Source organism: Paraburkholderia bonniea (assembly GCF_009455625.1).
Classification (GTDB): Bacteria; Pseudomonadota; Gammaproteobacteria; order Burkholderiales; family Burkholderiaceae; genus Paraburkholderia; species Paraburkholderia bonniea.
In genome coordinates, this window is record NZ_QPEQ01000001.1 from 938,594 (window position 1) to 955,407 (window position 16,814).

The 16,814-nt window shown below is 51.6% G+C and carries 8 protein-coding genes; 4 read left to right on the forward strand and 4 right to left on the reverse strand.

The features are described 5' to 3' along the window. The first annotated feature begins 641 nt into the window (after nt 1-641). Together GH656_RS04135 and GH656_RS04140 are read left to right on the forward strand one after the other, a co-directional pair. Nucleotides 642-3,971: a leucine-rich repeat domain-containing protein gene (locus tag GH656_RS04135; RefSeq protein WP_153074717.1), complete on the forward strand. Its 3,330-nt coding sequence runs from the start codon at nt 642-644 to the stop codon at nt 3,969-3,971. Nucleotides 3,972-4,694: 723 nt separating this feature from the next. After that, the gene (locus GH656_RS04140; protein WP_153074718.1) at nt 4,695-8,018 is read left to right on the forward strand and encodes a leucine-rich repeat domain-containing protein; all 3,324 of its coding nucleotides are present in this window, start codon (nt 4,695-4,697) and stop codon (nt 8,016-8,018) included. Nucleotides 8,019-8,289: 271 nt separating this feature from the next. On the opposite strand, the gene GH656_RS04145 is transcribed toward GH656_RS04140, so the two are convergent. From GH656_RS04145 to GH656_RS04155, 4 genes are all read right to left on the reverse strand, one after another. Beyond that, the gene (locus tag GH656_RS04145; protein WP_153074719.1) at nt 8,290-9,450 is read right to left on the reverse strand and encodes an MFS transporter; all 1,161 of its coding nucleotides are present in this window, start codon (nt 9,448-9,450) and stop codon (nt 8,290-8,292) included. A gap of 315 nt (nt 9,451-9,765) precedes the next feature. Further along, nucleotides 9,766-10,950 carry an MFS transporter gene (locus GH656_RS04150; RefSeq protein WP_153074720.1) on the reverse strand — a complete coding sequence of 395 codons (1,185 nt, stop codon included), beginning with the start codon at nt 10,948-10,950 and terminating at the stop codon, nt 9,766-9,768. Nucleotides 10,951-11,345: 395 nt separating this feature from the next. Beyond that, nucleotides 11,346-11,471, reverse strand: coding sequence for a hypothetical protein (locus GH656_RS18150; RefSeq protein WP_281349635.1), 126 nt, complete (start codon nt 11,469-11,471; stop codon nt 11,346-11,348). A 90-nt stretch (nt 11,472-11,561) separates the two neighbouring features. Beyond that, a complete protein-coding gene (locus GH656_RS04155) occupies nt 11,562-12,560 on the reverse strand; it encodes a 2-hydroxyacid dehydrogenase (protein ID WP_153074721.1) in 999 nt (332 codons plus the stop codon). A gap of 570 nt (nt 12,561-13,130) precedes the next feature. Here GH656_RS04155 and aspT point away from each other — a divergent pair. Next, on the forward strand, nt 13,131-14,816 hold the full coding sequence (gene aspT, locus GH656_RS04160; protein ID WP_153074722.1) for an aspartate-alanine antiporter: 1,686 nt from the start codon (nt 13,131-13,133) through the stop codon (nt 14,814-14,816). A gap of 148 nt (nt 14,817-14,964) precedes the next feature. Next, nucleotides 14,965-16,614 (forward strand): bifunctional aspartate transaminase/aspartate 4-decarboxylase, encoded by a 1,650-nt coding sequence (locus GH656_RS04165; RefSeq protein WP_153074723.1) that lies wholly within the window; start codon nt 14,965-14,967, stop codon nt 16,612-16,614. Nucleotides 16,615-16,814 lie beyond the last annotated feature (200 nt).

Consider the following 16,814-nt stretch of genomic DNA (forward strand, 5'->3'; position numbering starts at 1 on the left):
AGTACGGCCCTCGGGACGATTTTCCTCCCGTTGGCTTTCTTCTAAAGATCCAGTGGCAATGGGCATGTGTGCGATGTGGCGGTTTTTCTGCTGTATGAGGGCAGTAGATCGCCGGGCGATGCAGCGCTTGAGCTAACGAATCGCGTTTAGCCCGGTGCGCTCTTCGCTGACGCGTTTGCTCCCTTGGCCTGCCTCTACCTTGAGCGCTACCTCATCGCATAGCCGCAGGCGGCACCGCACGGCGTTTTTCCCACGCCATCGCCAGCAAAAACGCGAGCGCTGCGGCCAGCAGCACGGCGATCATCGCGTTGTTGCCCGCGTGCTCCTCGTTGAATTAGTTTGGCGAAACAAGCTGAACCTGTCGCATCTGGATGATGCGCTGGCGGTGGCGCAGCGCGGCTTCGCGTTATGGCGGTGGGAGAGCGGCACCGATGCGATGCGCAGAGGATCTTCGCGGTGCGGCGCGATAAGTCGTGGGGAAATGGAACGTGCGCCAGGTCGTCGTTACTTACGCTGGGTATGGATGCGCGGGACTCGCGTACGGAATATAACTCGCAGCTCAGTTGAATAAAATCGCGCTGTTGTGCAGCGAGTCGCTAAAAAAATAAATGATATTTATTAAAACAAAAGGTAGTTAAAAAATGACAAAGTTTATTCCTAAGTTTTCTGAAAAATTATTTGGGCCGACCCTAATGAATGGGCTGGTTAAGGGGTCCGAAGAGTCTGCTTTCGGAATATTAATAGATAAAATATTGTCACTGGGTAAATCTGGCGAAAAAATAGCCCAACAGCATCCTTGGCACGGGGTCAACGCAGTCCGGTTGATGGATCTGAACAAAAATATTCTGGTCGCATCGGGAGAAAGAGTCGGCTTGGCTTCAGGTTCGGTAGAAAATAATTGGAAAAATTATCTTAAAATATCTAACTTGAAGGCGCAGTTTGATAAAGGGGATAGTTATTATAATGAAATGGATGAATTTATCAGGCTGGCGGTTGAGCTGGCCTGGCGCGATGGCAATGCTGTTCCATTGGCCCGGCTGATAGATGGGCTTGGTCAATTTGATGACTGGAATCTCGGTTATGATATTTTATTTTATGCTGCAAATAAAAATGAATTTTTAAATCCCTTGCAGCGAGACGCTTGCATCTATTTTTGGGATGCATTGATTTCGATGTATGACCAGTTGGTAAGTGAAATTAAAAAACCCTATGATCTTGAAAGATACTACTCTAGATGTTTTTCAAGGGAAGATGAATTAATGGCCTTGTCCGGGGCCATTTTTTCTGAAAATAAGCCGAAATTCAGGATAAATAGAATAAATCTGCGCGAGAAAAATGATCTTGTGCTGAAGCGATTGGAGAGATTGTCTTCTGTGGCGGATCATCATATCGAAAGTGATATGAAATTATATATCGCTGTTTATCGCGTGATGCTGGATCTGCTTGTTCCGCTGGCTGAAAAAGGGTTGAGTAATATAGAAAATCCGCATGAACTGCTAGATACTTTATTGAAACTTGAGAGAAAAATTAAAGAAAACAAGGAAAATGGAATAACGCCGCTGGCACTTGTTTTGGAGCCCGATAATAGTCATCTGAACCAGATTGCGCGGTGGATTTGTACATCAGATCAAATCAAGGTTGAGTATCAGGATATGGTGTTGAATTTGATGCTGAGGGCGTATCATAATATAGACAATAAAGATAACAAATCTGTGGTTATTGATCTTGCGCCATATGAGATAAATAATATTCCGCCAGATATTCGCCAGATATTTCTCTCTTTTTACGAGATCCAAACCGGCCCGATGGAGTTGGTAAATGGGGAAGATGCACCATATGAGCTGCAGATAGACCGGTGCATCCGGAACATGCGGGCATGGGCGTTCGCTTCTAATATAGAGCCAAATGAAAAACGTAAAGATGCTGTGCGGATCATAATCAATTTTATTAGTAAGCGCGAGGCATGGGAGTTGAATCTTTCTTCTCTGGGATTGAAAGAATTTCCACCGGGGTTTGAGCGGTTGTTAGATTTATCGACGATACTTACTGTTCTCAGAAAGAGTAGTTTTTTGCGTAATTTGTACTATAAAAAATTTCGTCTTGATATATCAGATAATTTATTCTCTGCTTTTCCGGCGATTATTGGGAAGATGGTCGGCTTGAGCGATTTGGATATATCTGGTAATAGGATAAATATGGAATATGCTTCATTTAAAAATAATACCTATCTGGATCGTCTTGCAATGGATGGAATGGGACTGTCGTCGATCCCGGACTGCGTTATTGAAACGGTTGGGCTTGTTTATTTAAGCCTGGGTAATAATAAGATGGTAGATATTCGCAAGGATATATTCAATCTTGTGAATCTAAAGGAATTTTGGATTGGGGGTAATTTAATTGTAGATTTACCAGACTCATTTAGTGGGTTGCAAAATCTGGAAATTGTCGGATTGGAAAATAACCGGGTTATTGACGTTCCTGTACAATTGGTTAGTCTTGACAAATTACTGCGTATTATTATTGGGGGCAATAATATAGATGGAAATAAATGGATCATCTGGCATGAAAAATACTCCAAAAAATTAGAAAGTCGCAGAGATATTAATGTTCGAGAAGTGAAGGTAAATTTATTTCATGATGATAAAAATATCTTTCATGTGAATGCTTTAAATGAAATATCGCGAGCAATCTCTTTTTCGGCTTCAGATAAGGAAATTTTAAAATATAGAGGACGGGTGAGCGAAGGTGAGAATTCGGCGGTGAGCAAAGGAATTCCCAATAAAATTTTTGGAAATAAGTATTTGGTAAATAAAATTATTAATTCAGGGCTTCTTGCCGGGGATCGCCATAATTTTTCTTTAACTTCAAAAGAAATGTTTCAAAATGTCTTGCTGTATGGCCCTGGTTCGGCGTCGCTCAAATATACCATTGATGGCATTGGCAATGGAGTTGCGCAAGAAAATTCGTTGAGTAATGGCGAGAAATTGTCGAAGATTATCGATATCAGCCGGATACGAGTTGCAGGGCCATATTCTTTGAAGTACTTATCTCAGGAGGAGACATATTTTGATTTGATTTTGTCGGGTAATTATAATGTATCTGACTTTACCAAATTTCCTGAGAAAACGGTCAAGATAGATTTAAGAAATGTTGTTAACCTGAGCGCGGATCATATCAAAAATTTCGGTGGCCCAATAGCACTCGCTGCCATGAAACTAAAGATGCCACAAGCCGATGAAACTAATCCGGACGCTGGCAAAGATTTTATTAATGCAATTCTGGAAAACAGAAAATTAATGCAGTCGCTGAAGTGGCTGGAAATTCATGATGCCAATTTTGAGGTGGCGGATCTTTCGCTGATTTTAAGTAAGGCTGGGCCGCAATTTGAAAATATAAAAATTCATCGTTTGAATCCGATGAATGAAGCAGGCTTCGATGGATTTATTAAAGAGATGAAGGGCGTGCAGGGTAACGAAACAAGCCCTCGGTTGATTCTTGAAAATTATGGCTCTGAGTCGCGGCAAAAGGATCTAAATGAAATGCTGCGAAATAATGGCTTTGAGCAAAAAGCACACTTATTACCCACGGTAGAAGAGGCGGTAGATGATTTCCTTGATGAATATGCTAAATATTTTGTGCCGCCGAATAGAAATTTCAATTTGGAAGATTTGCGCGAAATTTTATATGATAATGCGGGTTATATGCCGGTTCTGGGTAATGAAATCGAGGGTAAAGCAGCAAGAAAATCATTGGAGAATCTCTATCGTTTAAATAATTTTGAGGCGAGTGCGGTAATTGTTGACGTAATTTTAGATGTTTTTTCGCCGAATGAAAAATTATGGAGGGAATTAATTGTGTCCAGCACGGGTATACGTAGAGCATCATTAATTAGGAAGATGTATCTTGTGGAAAGGGGGGGGCTTGCCTGTATGCATCTTTTGGAAAGGGGGGGGATCTTGCCTATAAGTTAAAAAAAGAGTTTTCTTAAACCCCCCTATTGTGCTGACTCGCCGGACCATTTTTATGTAATGGCCGGTGCTTCAATTTCAGTACAGCCCTCGGGACGATTTTCCTCCCGTTGGCTTTCTTCTAAAGATCCAGTGGCAATGGGCATGTGTGCGATGTGGCGGTTTTTCTGCTGTATGAGGGCAGTAGATCGCCGGGCGATGCAGCGCTTGAGCTAACGAATCGCGTTTAGCCCGGTGCGCTCTTCGCTGACGCGTTTGCTCCCTTGGCCTGCCTCTACCTCTACCTTGACGCTACCTCATCGCATAGCCGCAGGCGGCACCGCACGGCGTTTTTCCCACGCCATCGCCAGCAAAAACGCGAGCGCTGCGGCCAGCAGCACGGCGATCATCGCGTTGTTGCCCGCGTGCTCCTCGTTGAATTAGTTTGGCGAAACAAGCTGAACCTGTCGCATCTGGATGATGCGCTGGCGGTGGCGCAGCGCGGCTTCGCGTTATGGCGGTGGGAGAGCGGCACCGATGCGATGCGCAGAGGATCTTCGCGGTGCGGCGCGATAAGTCGTGGGGAAATGGAACGTGCGCCAGGTCGTCGTTACTTACGCTGGGTATGGATGCGCGGGACTCGCGTACGGAATATAACTCGCAGCTCAGTTGAATAAAATCGCGCTGTTGTGCAGCGAGTCGTTAAAAAAATAAATGATATTTATTAAAACAAAAGGTAGTTAAAAAATGACAAAGTTTATTCCTAAGTTTTCTGAAAAATTATTTGGGCCGACCCTAATGAATGGGCTGGTTAAGGGGTCCGAAGAGTCTGCTTTCGGAATATTAATAGATAAAATATTGTCACTGGGTAAATCTGGCGAAAAAATAGCCCAACAGCATCCTTGGCACGGGGTCAACGCAGTCCGGTTGATGGATCTGAACAAAAATATTCTGGTCGCATCGGGAGAAAGAGTCGGCTTGGCTTCAGGTTCGGTAGAAAATAATTGGAAAAATTATCTTAAAATATCTAACTTGAAGGCGCAGTTTGATAAAGGGGATAGTTATTATAATGAAATGGATGAATTTATCAGGCTGGCGGTTGAGCTGGCCTGGCGCGATGGCAATGCTGTTCCATTGGCCCGGCTGATAGATGGGCTTGGTCAATTTGATGACTGGAATCTCGGTTATGATATTTTATTTTATGCTGCAAATAAAAATGAATTTTTCAATCCCTTGCAGCGAGACGCTTGCATCTATTTTTGGGATGCATTGATTTCGATGTATGACCAGTTGGTAAGTGAAATTAAAAAACCCTATGATCTTGAAAGATACTACTCTAGATGTTTTTCAAGGGAAGATGAATTAATGGCCTTGTCCGGTGCCATTTTTTCTGAAAATAAGCCGAAATTCAGGATAAATAGAATAAATCTGCGCGAGAAAAATGATCTTGTGCTGAAGCGATTGGAGAGATTGTCTTCTGTGGCGGATCATCATATCGAAAGTGATATGAAATTATATATCGCTGTTTATCGCGTGATGCTGGATCTGCTTGTTCCGCTGGCTGAAAAAGGGTTGAGTAATATAGAAAATCCGCATGAACTGCTAGATACTTTATTGAAACTTGAGAGAAAAATTAAAGAAAACAAGGAAAATGGAATAACGCCGCTGGCACTTGTTTTGGAGCCCGATAATAGTCATCTGAACCAGATTGCGCGGTGGATTTGTACATCAGATCAAATCAAGGTTGAGTATCAGGATATGGTGTTGAATTTGATGCTGAGGGCGTATCATAATATAGACAATAAAGATAACAAATCTGTGGTTATTGATCTTACGCCATATGAGATAAATAATATTCCGCCAGATATTCGCCAGATATTTCTCTCTTTTTACGAGATCCAAACCGGCTCGATGGAGTTGGTAAATGGGGAAGATGCACCATATGAGCTGCAGATAGACCGGTGCATCCGGCACATGCGGGCATGGGCGTTCGCTTCTAATATAGAGCCAAATGAAAAACGTAAAGATGCTGTGCGGATCATAATCAATTTTATTAGTAAGCGCGAGGCATGGGAGTTGAATCTTTCTTCTCTGGGATTGAAAGAATTTCCACCGGGGTTTGAGCGGTTGTTAGATTTATCGACGATACTTACTGTTCTCAGAAAGAGTAGTTTTTTGCGTAATTTGTACTATAAAAAATTTCGTCTTGATATATCAGATAATTTATTCTCTGCTTTTCCGGCGATTATTGGGAAGATGGTCGGCTTGAGCGATTTGGATATATCTGGTAATAGGATAAATATGGAATATGCTTCATTTAAAAATAATACCTATCTGGATCGTCTTGCAATGGATGGAATGGGACTGTCGTCGATCCCGGACTGCGTTATTGAAACGGTTGGGCTTGTTTATTTAAGCCTGGGTAATAATAAGATGGTAGATATTCGCAAGGATATATTCAATCTTGTGAATCTAAAGGAATTTTGGATTGGGGGTAATTTAATTGTAGATTTACCAGACTCATTTAGTGGGTTGCAAAATCTGGAAATTGTCGGATTGGAAAATAACCGGGTTATTGACGTTCCTGTACAATTGGTTAATCTTGACAAATTACTGCGTATTATTATTGGGGGCAATAATATAGATGGAAATAAATGGATCATCTGGCATGAAAAATACTCCAAAAAATTAGAAAGTCGTAGAGATATTAATGTTCGAGAAGTGAAGGTAAATTTATTTCATGATGATAAAAATATCTTTCATGTGAATGCTTTAAATGAAATATCGCGAGCAATCTCTTTTTCGGCTTCAGATAAGGAAATTTTAAAATATAGAGGACGGGTGAGCGAAGGTGAGAATTCGGCGGTGAGCAAAGGAATTCCCAATAAAATTTTTGGAAATAAGTATTTGGTAAATAAAATTATTAATTCAGGGCTTCTTGCCGGGGATCGCCATAATTTTTCTTTAATCTCAAAAGAAATTTTTAAAAATAACTTGCTGTATGGTCCTAATTCGGTGTCGCTCAAATATACAATTGATGGCATTGGCAATGGGGTTGAGCAAGAAAATTCGTTGAATAATGACAAGCGATTTTCGGAGATTGTCGATATCAGGCGGATACGAGTTGCAGGGCCATATTCTTTGAAGTGCTTATTTCAAGATGAGATGTATTTTGATTTGATTTTGTCGGGTAATTGTGAAGACTATGATATATCTGACTTTTCCAAGTTTCCTGAGAAGACGGTCAAGATAGATTTAAGGAATGTTGTTAACCTGAGCGCGGATCATCTCAAAAATTTCGGTGGCCCAACAGCACTCGCTGCCATGAAACTAAAGATGCCACAAGCCGATGCAACTAATCCGGACGCTGGCAAAGATTTTATTAATGCAATTCTGGAAAACAGAAAATTAATGCAGTCGCTGAAGTGGCTGGAAATTCATGATGCCAATTTTGAGGTGGCGGATCTTTCGCTGATTTTAAGTAAGGCTGGGCCGCAATTTGAAAATATAAAAATTCATCGTTTGAATCCGATGAATGAAGCAGGCTTCGATGGATTTATTAAAGAGATGAAGGGCGTGCAGGGTAACGAAACAAGCCCTCGGTTGATTCTTGAAAATTATGGCTCTGAGTCGCGGCAAAAGGATCTAAATGAAATGCTGCGAAATAATGGCTTTGAGCAAAAAGCACACTTATTACCCACGGTAGAAGAGGCGGTAGATGATTTCCTTGATGAATATGCTAAATATTTTGTGCCGCCGAATAGAAATTTCAATTTGGAAGATTTGCGCGAAATTTTATATGATAATGCGGGTTATATGCCGGTTCTGGGTAATGAAATCGAGGGTAAAGCAGCAAGAAAATCATTGGAGAATCTCTATCGTTTAAATAATTTTGAGGCGAGTGCGGTAATTGTTGACGTAATTTTAGATGTTTTTTCGCCGAATGAAAAATTATGGAGGGAATTAATTGTGTCCAGCACGGGTATACGTAGAGCATCATTAATTAGGAAGATGTATCTTGTGGAAGGGGGGGAGATTCTTGCCTATAAGTTAAAAAAAGAGTTTTCTTAAACCCCCTATTGTGCTGACTCGCCGGACCATTTTTATGTAATGGCCGGCGCTTCAATTTCAGTACGGCCCTCGGGACGATTTCCCTCCCGTTGGCTTTCTTCTAGAGATCAAGCGGCAATGGGCATGTGTGCGATGTGGCGGTTTTTCTGCTGCATGAGGGCAGTAGGATCGCCGGGCAATGCAGCGCTTGAGCTAACGAATCGCGTTTAGCCCGGTGCGCTCTTCGCTGACGCGTTTGCTCCCTTGGCCTGCCTCTACCTTGAGCGCTACCTCATCGCATAGCCGCAGGCGGCACCGCACGGCGTTTTTCCCACGCCATCGCCAGCAAAAACGCGAGCGCTGTGGCCAGCAGCACGGCGATCATCGCGTTGTTGCCCGTGTGCTTCATCAGTGAGCCTGTGACGAGGGGGCCAGCAAAGCTGGCGACACACCATGACGCTCCCACCACTGAGCTAGCCGAGACCAGGGCCGTGCCGCGAAAACGCTCGCCGCAGGCCACGAGCGACAAGGTGTAAATCGCCCCTGCCGCCGCGCCCAGCACAAATAGCAACGGCCAGCACAGCCATGGCGATGAGATCGCCCACGGCAGCAGCGGCAGCAAAATCACCACCACCACCGCTGAACCCAGATGCACACGCGTGCGCCCAATCCGGTCTGCGAGCCAGCCGAGCGGCAGTTGCATCGTGGTATCGCCCAGCAACAGCGCCGATGCGAACAGCACCGCGACGCGGCTGCTTACGCCGTGATCCATGGCGAAGAGCGGCATCAGCGAGAGCGCGATCGTATCGAACAGCGCGAAAAACCCGGTGCCGACGATGATCGCGGGCATTAGCGGCAACACCTGCAACCAGCCGCCATGCGCTTCGTTCGCGCTGCTGCTGGCGGGCGCTGCGCGAATCGCCGCGAGCACCGGCAGCGCGCCTAGAAAAATCACACCGCACAACAAGAAGCGCCATGACGTGAAGTGCTCGATCTGGCTCACCAGCACTGGCCCAGCCATCTGGAACAACGTGAAATGGGTGGCGTAAATGGCGACGATCCGGCCGCGATTGGCATCGTCCGCTAGCTGGTTCACCCAGGCCTCGCCAATCGTAAACAGCAACATCAGCGCAGCACCGCACAGCACGCGCAAGACGGCCCAGACGAAGAGGCTGGTGCTGGTTTGCATCAGCGCGGTCGAGAGCCCAGCGACCAGAACCGCGGCCATGATGACCTGACGGCCGCCGTAGCGGCGCGTGATCCAGCCGGTGAGCGGGGCAATCAGCAGGCCGCCCCCGGCTTGCGCGGCGCTTAGCAAGCCTACGATGTCGCTGCCGTAGCCCGCCTGAGTCAGCGCCAGCGCCGTGAGCGGCAGCGTCGCGCCGCTTCCCAGCCCAACGACCGCGACACTCAGGATGAGTGCGATGAAGTCGCGCGTGAAGATGATTTTCATAGAAGAGCGTCAGGCGATTCAGTGGGAGAAGTGGCGGCCAAAGAGGCGCATGAGGTTTGATGCAAGTAGCGCTGCGTTGTGTTGTGTTGCGCTGCGTGCTTCGAAGTCGTTGCGGTGTTGTGTCTGGCGGCCGGGCCAGGTTGTGCGGTGTTGTATTGAGTGGCGCGGTGTGGCGCGTGGCATGAGCTGAGCTGAGCTGACAGGCGCGCGCGGTATCGCGCGCTATACGGCTGCGGTGCTGTCTGCGAGACGGCTCCGCACGTGCGATGCTCCGTGCCGTGCGATGCCATCCGCGCTGCGCTGCCAGTGCGCCAGCTAGCTGCACTGGCCAGGTGCGGCAAGCGGCGTGGCGCGCTGGGCGCGCCGCTCCAGCGACACCGACCAGCCAGTCAGCGCCAGCGCGCCAAGCGCTGCCAGCACGCTGACCCACGGCAGCGAAGTCAATGGCACTCCCGTGCTAATCGCCATGCCGCCGAGCCAGGCCCCGGTGGCGTTGCCCAGATTGAACGCGCCTTGATTGAGCGTCGACGCGAGATTGGGGGCATCGCTCGCGCGGTCGACGATCAGCATTTGCAGCGGCGGCACGATGGCAAATGCCAGCACACCCCAAAGGAAGATCGTCACCATCGCTGGCACTGGCATGCGCATGGTCCCGGCAAACACCACCAGAATCAGCGCGATCGCCACCAGAAACGCCAGCAGCGAAGGCAGCAAGCGCCAGTCCGCCAGCTTGCCGCCCAGCATGCTGCCGACCGTCAGCCCAAGGCCGAACAGCAGCAGCACGAAAGTCACCGCGTGCGGGGTGAAGCCGGTAACGTCTTCGAGGATCGGGGTGATGTAGGTGAAGGTGCTAAACAGGCTGGCTGAGGCCAGCACGCTGATGCCGAGCACGATGAGCACTTGCGGGTTTTGCAGCACGCGGAATTCACGCATGAGGCTGGCTTTCTGCATTTCGATGCGTGCGGGCAGGCACACGGCCAGCGCCAGTGCGGCGACGATGCCAATGCCCGTGACAGCCCAGAAGGTGGCGCGCCAGCCCAGCGCCTGGCCTAGCGCCGTGCCAAACGGCACGCCCAGCACGTTGGCCAGTGTCAGGCCGGTGAACATCAGCGCAATCGCCTGGGCACGGCGGTTTGGCGCGACGAGGCCTGCCGCGACCACAGAACCAATGCCGAAGAATGCGCCATGACAAAACGCGGTGACGATGCGCGCGGCCATCAGCACGGTGTAATCCGGTGCGAGCGCGCACAGCAGATTGCCCACGATGAACACGCCCATCAGGCTCATCAGCGCTTTTTTGCGCGGCAGGTTGGCGACTGCCATGGCCACCAGCGGTGCGCCAATGGCGACACCGAGCGCGTAAGCCGAGACCAGCATCCCCGCTGCCGGAATGGAGACGGCCAGGTCACGCGCGACGTCGGGCAAGAGCCCCATGATGACGAATTCAGTGGTGCCAATGCCGAATGCGGCAATGGCTAGAGCGAGTAGAGGTAAGGGCATGGTGGGGTGAGTCGCAGCGCGGGGCGCAGGCAGGGGGCGGGTGAAAGTGGCCGGGAATCAATCCGGACTTGAGGCGTTGGGCCGATACCAGGGTAAATCAGGAGGCGATTGTACCCAGGGCATTTTGGCCTTGCTGGGGGCCAGACCGATTGCTGGCTGAAGGGGAATGAGCCGCATGCTGGTGGCCTGGAGGGGGTAGGCAGGCCGCTGGCTGTGGCCCAGGATTGGCGTTGTCAATACCGTCATTCCCGTCATTCACCTAGTCATTCACACAGCGTGAACAGCTAACGGCCGCTATCGGAGGGTGCAACGGAAGGGGGCAACACGGTACGAATGTCGGGGCGGTGTTGGGAGCGCATGCTGGAGTTCGACGCGTTAGTGATGTTGTTCCAGCGTTATGCCGCCAGGGCGCATGCTGCCCATGCCCATGCCCATGCCCATGCCAGTGCCAGTGCCAGTGCCAGTGCCAGTGCCCATGCCAGTGCCCATGCCAGTGTTGCCAGATCCATTCGGTTGCGCATGGCCGGGCCTGCACCAGATCATCCTGGTAGCACTACGTCAGCCACGCTTAACGCACGGTCAGCTTGAAGCACGCCGCACAGGCCCACCTCTCAACCCGGCACCCCCACCCCATTACGCGTGGCACCCTCCAGCCAGGCTTTGACATTCCCCAGCGTGGTATGCGCGATTTCATCGAGGGCTTCACGCGTAAAGAACGCCTGATGCGCGGTGACGATCACATTCGGAAACATCAGCAGGCGCGCCAGCACATCGTCTTGCAGCGGCTGGTTCGAATGGTCTTCGAAGAACAGGCCGCCTTCTTCTTCATACACATCCAGCCCTAGATGGCCCAACTGGCCGCTTTTCAGCGCACCCACCAGCGCATTGCTTTCGACCAGCCCGCCGCGCCCGGTATTGATCAGCATCGCGCCGCGTTTCATCCGTGCCAGTGCGCGGGCGTCGATCAGGTGATAAGTGGCGGGCAAGAGCGGGCAGTGCAGGCTCACGATGTCGGCTTCGGCCAGCAGGGTGTCGAGCGCTACATAGCGCGCGCCCAGTGCCAGCATCGGCGCGGCGGGCGGGCCGGGGTCGCAGGCCAGCACCTGCATGCCGAAGCCCGTCATGATGCGGCTGAACACCTGGCCGATGATGCCCGCGCCGATCACGCCAACTGTTTTGCCATGCAAATCAAATCCCATCAGCCCATGCAGCGAGAAATCACCTTCGCGGGTGCGGGCAACGGCGCGCGGCACATGCCGGTTCAGCGCGAGAATCAGCGCCACCGCATGCTCGGCCACTGCATACGGTGAATAGGCGGACACGCGCACGACGGTAAGGCCCAGCTGCTCAGCCGCAACGAGATCGACATGGTTCGAGCCCGCCGAGCGCAACGCGATCAGACGCGTGCCGCCTGCATGCAGCCGTTGCAGCACTGCGGCGTTGAGCGTGTCGTTGACGAACGGGCAGACCACCTCATAGCCCTGCGCGAGGATCGCGGTATCCGCATCGAGGTGTGATTCCTGAAAGTGCAGGCTGTAGTCGTAGGCCGTATTGGCTTGATGAAATGTGTCGATGTCGTACTGTCGACTACTAAACAAAATGATGCGCATGGCGCAGCTCCAGAAATAAACACATGAACCACAAGGGGCGCGCGTAATTACGATGAATGACGAATTACAGGCAATAAAAAATAACGCATAGCACAATAAAAATTTTCCCGATAGACATAAATTATTCAAATAACTCTGAATGGTATGGGTTAGTCTTGTTTAGCATAAAAACAGAACTTTTCATTTCCCATCTATGGCACATGGTTATATTGATCAGGCATATTTTTCTGGGATATTTTACTGATTTGACCTATGGCGCTGGGCTTGGCGCGTGCCATATGGTGCTGGAGAAAGCGATTAAACCGCTATGCTGTGGCCCAGATAAAAATTGCGCCGGATGAGACTAGATCTTGCCCGCTTATTGCCGTATCGTGCAGGCAGCGCAATTCTGCGTATTGTCTTTTCTCATTGTTTTTCAGGTCGATGCCATGCGCATTTCGGCTGGCTCTACTATTGTGTTTTATGCAATAAACGTCGAAAAAAACTGGCGCTTTTTCATTGAATTATCGCCAGATACCCGTTAGGAAAAAATGCCATGAACACGAACTCCGTATTCACTGCGAGGACACCATGACCTGGATACATGACATCTTTCAAAAATCACCTGAGATCGCGTTGTTCCTCTCGCTGGCCGTGGGGTATTTCGTGGGTCAGATCAACTTCGGCAAGTTTCAGCTAGGCGGTGTGGGTGGTTCGCTGCTAGCGGCCGTGGTAATCAGCCAGGCGGGCGTGACGATCGACAACGGCGTTAAATCCGTGATGTTCGCGGTGTTTATCTATGCCGTGGGTTACGACTCCGGCCCGGGCTTTTTCAACTCGTTGAACCGCAAAACCCTGCGTGAGATTGCAATGGCGCTGTTTCTTGCCGTCTCCGCGCTGGTTACCGTGGTGATCTGCGCCAAGCTGTTCCATCTGAACAAGGGCCTGGCCGCAGGTCTGGCGGGCGGTGCGCTGACCCAGTCGGCCATCATCGGCACGGCGGGCGATGCGATCGCCCGTCTGGGCCTGCCTGCCGCTGAGGTCAAGGCGTTGCAGTCCGATGTGGCGATTGCCTATGCCGTGACCTACGTGTTCGGCTCGCTCGGGGCGATCATCGTCTGCGTGAATATCCTGCCGAAGTTCATGGGGCAAGGGCTGCGCGAGGCGTCCATCGAAGCCGAAAAAGCGCTCTCAGGCGGCCACAGTGCGCCGGCACCAGGGCAGTTGCCCGCGTTGCCTGATCTCGTCGGCCGCGCTTATAGCGTGAAGCAGGCGGCGGGACGCAAGGTCGCTGAGATCGAAATGGGGCAGAACGACCTGATTACGATTGAGCGCATCAAGCGCAACGGTAAAGCCCTTGATCCCACGCCCGATACCGTGTTGCAGCCGGATGACGTGGTCTTCATCGTGGGCCGGCGCGAAGGCATGGTGGATGCCGCGCCGCAGATCGGCCCCGAAGTGAGCCAGATGGATGGCGGTGGTCTCGTGATGCAGACCCGCCAGGGGGTGTTCACGCGCAAGGGCATGAACCATACGACGATTGCCGAAGTGCGGTCACGGGTTGACCGCGAACTGCGTCACGGGGTGTTTATCCAGGGCGCGATGCGTGCTGGGCAGCCTCTGCCGGTGATGCCGGAAACCAAGCTCGAGCACGGTGACGTCATCACTTTTTACGGCCTGGCAAAGGACACCAAGCGCGCAGTCGATGCCGCTGGCTACGAGCTGCCATACAGCAACAAGACCGACTTCATCTATATGGGCGTCGGGCTGGTGCTGGGCTTGCTGATCGGTTTGATCGTGGTGAATGTGGCGGGCATTCCGCTGACACTCGGCTCGGGCGGCGGCTGCCTGCTGGCGGGTCTGCTGTTTGGCTGGATGCGCGGCAAGCACCCGATGTATGGCGTGATGCCATCGGCGGCCTCGCAGTTGCTGAAAGACTTTGGCCTCGCGGCGTTCGTCGCGGTGGTTGGACTGAACTCGGGCTTGCAGGCCATCGTGACCGTCAAGCAAAGCGGCATGACGATCTTTCTGCTGGGCGTTTTCGTCACGCTGTTCCCGCTGCTGCTGACCATGTTGTTTGGCCGCTATGTGCTGGGCTATAACAACGCGGCGATTCTCGCTGGCGCGCTGTCCGGCTCGCGCAGTGCTAACCCCGCCTTCGGTGGTGTGCTCGACAAGGCCGAAAGCGCCGTGCCAACCGTGCCTTTTGCGATTACCTATGCGATTGCCAACGTTGCGTTGACCTTGCTCGGGCCGCTGGTGGTCGGGCTGGTCTAGCGCAACGAGCGTATTGAGCGTATTGAGCGCAGTCCGCGCGGTACTTTTTCCGTTTTTATTCCGTGATTTTTCTCTTGGCCCTGGCGCGAGCGGTGCAATCCTCACCGCTCGCCTGGCGCCCTCATTTCCTGTTACCGGAGAACGCATCATGACCAAAGGCAAAAGCAGCAGTGAACAGGCCAAACTGGCCGCACTCAGCCCGTTCGAGCTGAAGGATGAACTGATTAAAGCAGCGGGCGGTGGGGCGGTTGAACGGGCCGCCAATGTGGCCATGCTCAATGCTGGGCGCGGCAATCCGAACTTTCTTGCGACGCTGCCGCGGCATGGCTTCTGGCAGCTTGGGTTGTTTGCCATGCGCGAATCCGAGCGCTCGTTTGCGTTCCTGCCAGAAGGCGTGGGTGGCTTTCCGCAGCGCGAGGGCTTGACCGAGCGCTTCGATTTGTTTCTGCGCGAAAACCGTGGCGTGCCAGGCATCGACTTTTTGCGCGGCGCGGTGTCCTACGTGCGTGACCAGCTGGGCCTGAGTGCGGGCGATTTCCTCTATGAGATGTGCGAAGGCATTCTCGCGTCGAACTATCCCGTGCCGGACCGCATGCTGAAGCTGTCGGAAGTGATCGTCGGGCAATACCTGCGGCGCGAGATGATTGGCAAGCAGCCGTTCATCGGCGATTTCGATGTGTTCGCCACGGAAGGCGGCACGGCTGCGATGACGTACATCTTCAACACGATGCGCGAGAACCACCTGATTGCGCCAGGCGACACCATCGCGCTCGGCATGCCGATCTTCACGCCGTACATCGAAATTCCGCGTCTGAACGATTTCAACCTGAACGTCGTGAACCTGAACGCCGACGTCGAAAACGGCTGGCAGTACTCGAAAAAGGAACTCGACAAGCTGCGCGATCCGAAGGTCAAAGCGTTCTTCCTCGTGAATCCGAGCAATCCGCCCTCGGTGAAGATGAGCGACGAAAGCCTTGAATACATCGCGGAAATCATCAAGGAGCGTCCGGACCTGATCTTGCTGACCGACGATGTGTACGGCACCTTTGCTGACGACTTCGTGTCGCTGTTCGCGCTGGCACCGAAAAACACCATCCTCGTGTATTCGTATTCGAAATACTTCGGCGCGACGGGCTGGCGTCTGGGCACGATTGCCACGCATCACGACAACGTGCTCGACCGGCTGATTTCCGAGTTGCCGAAAGCGGTTAAACAGGAATTGCACAAGCGTTACGAGTCGATCACGACAGAGCCGGACAAGCTCAAGTTCATCGACCGCCTGGTGGCCGACAGCCGCACCGTCGCGCTGAATCACACGGCTGGGCTGTCGACACCGCAACAGGTGCAGATGGTGCTGTTCTCGTTGTTCTCGCTGATGGATACGCCGGACGCGTACAAGAACGCGCTGAAGCGCTTGATTCGCAGCCGCAAGCGAGCGCTGTATGAAGAGGTTGGGATTTCGTTTGAAGACGACGATCCCAATCAGGTGGACTACTACACGATTCTGGATCTGGAGTTTCTGGGTGAACGGGCGTTTGGCCGCGAGTTTGTCGAATGGTTGTTCAAGAATACCGAGCCGTCAGAGCTGCTGTTCCGCCTGGCCCGCGAAGCCCGCGTGGTGCTGCTGCCAGGGCGCGGCTTCGGCACGAAGCATCCGTCGGGACGGGTCTCGCTGGCTAACCTGAACGAATCCGACTACCGCAAGATCGGCCGCGCGTTGCGTCACCTGATGGAGGAATACGTCGAGCGCTATAACAAGGAAACCGGCAAGAAGCTCGATCCGCAAAAGGTGAAGTAGGGCGGTTGAGGGTTGCCGTAATGGGCTCTATCGGGTCGATGAATTAATCGGCTGGATAGGGCCTGTTTTTTTGCCGGGAGAGTGGGCTCGTGGACACAGGCCTGCCGATGTGGGGGGGGCGTGGCTGTCTGAAGCGGATGCCCGCCTGACACTGATGATGCTGGCCAGCGCAGCGGCGCAGCATCGGGCACGACATGCCG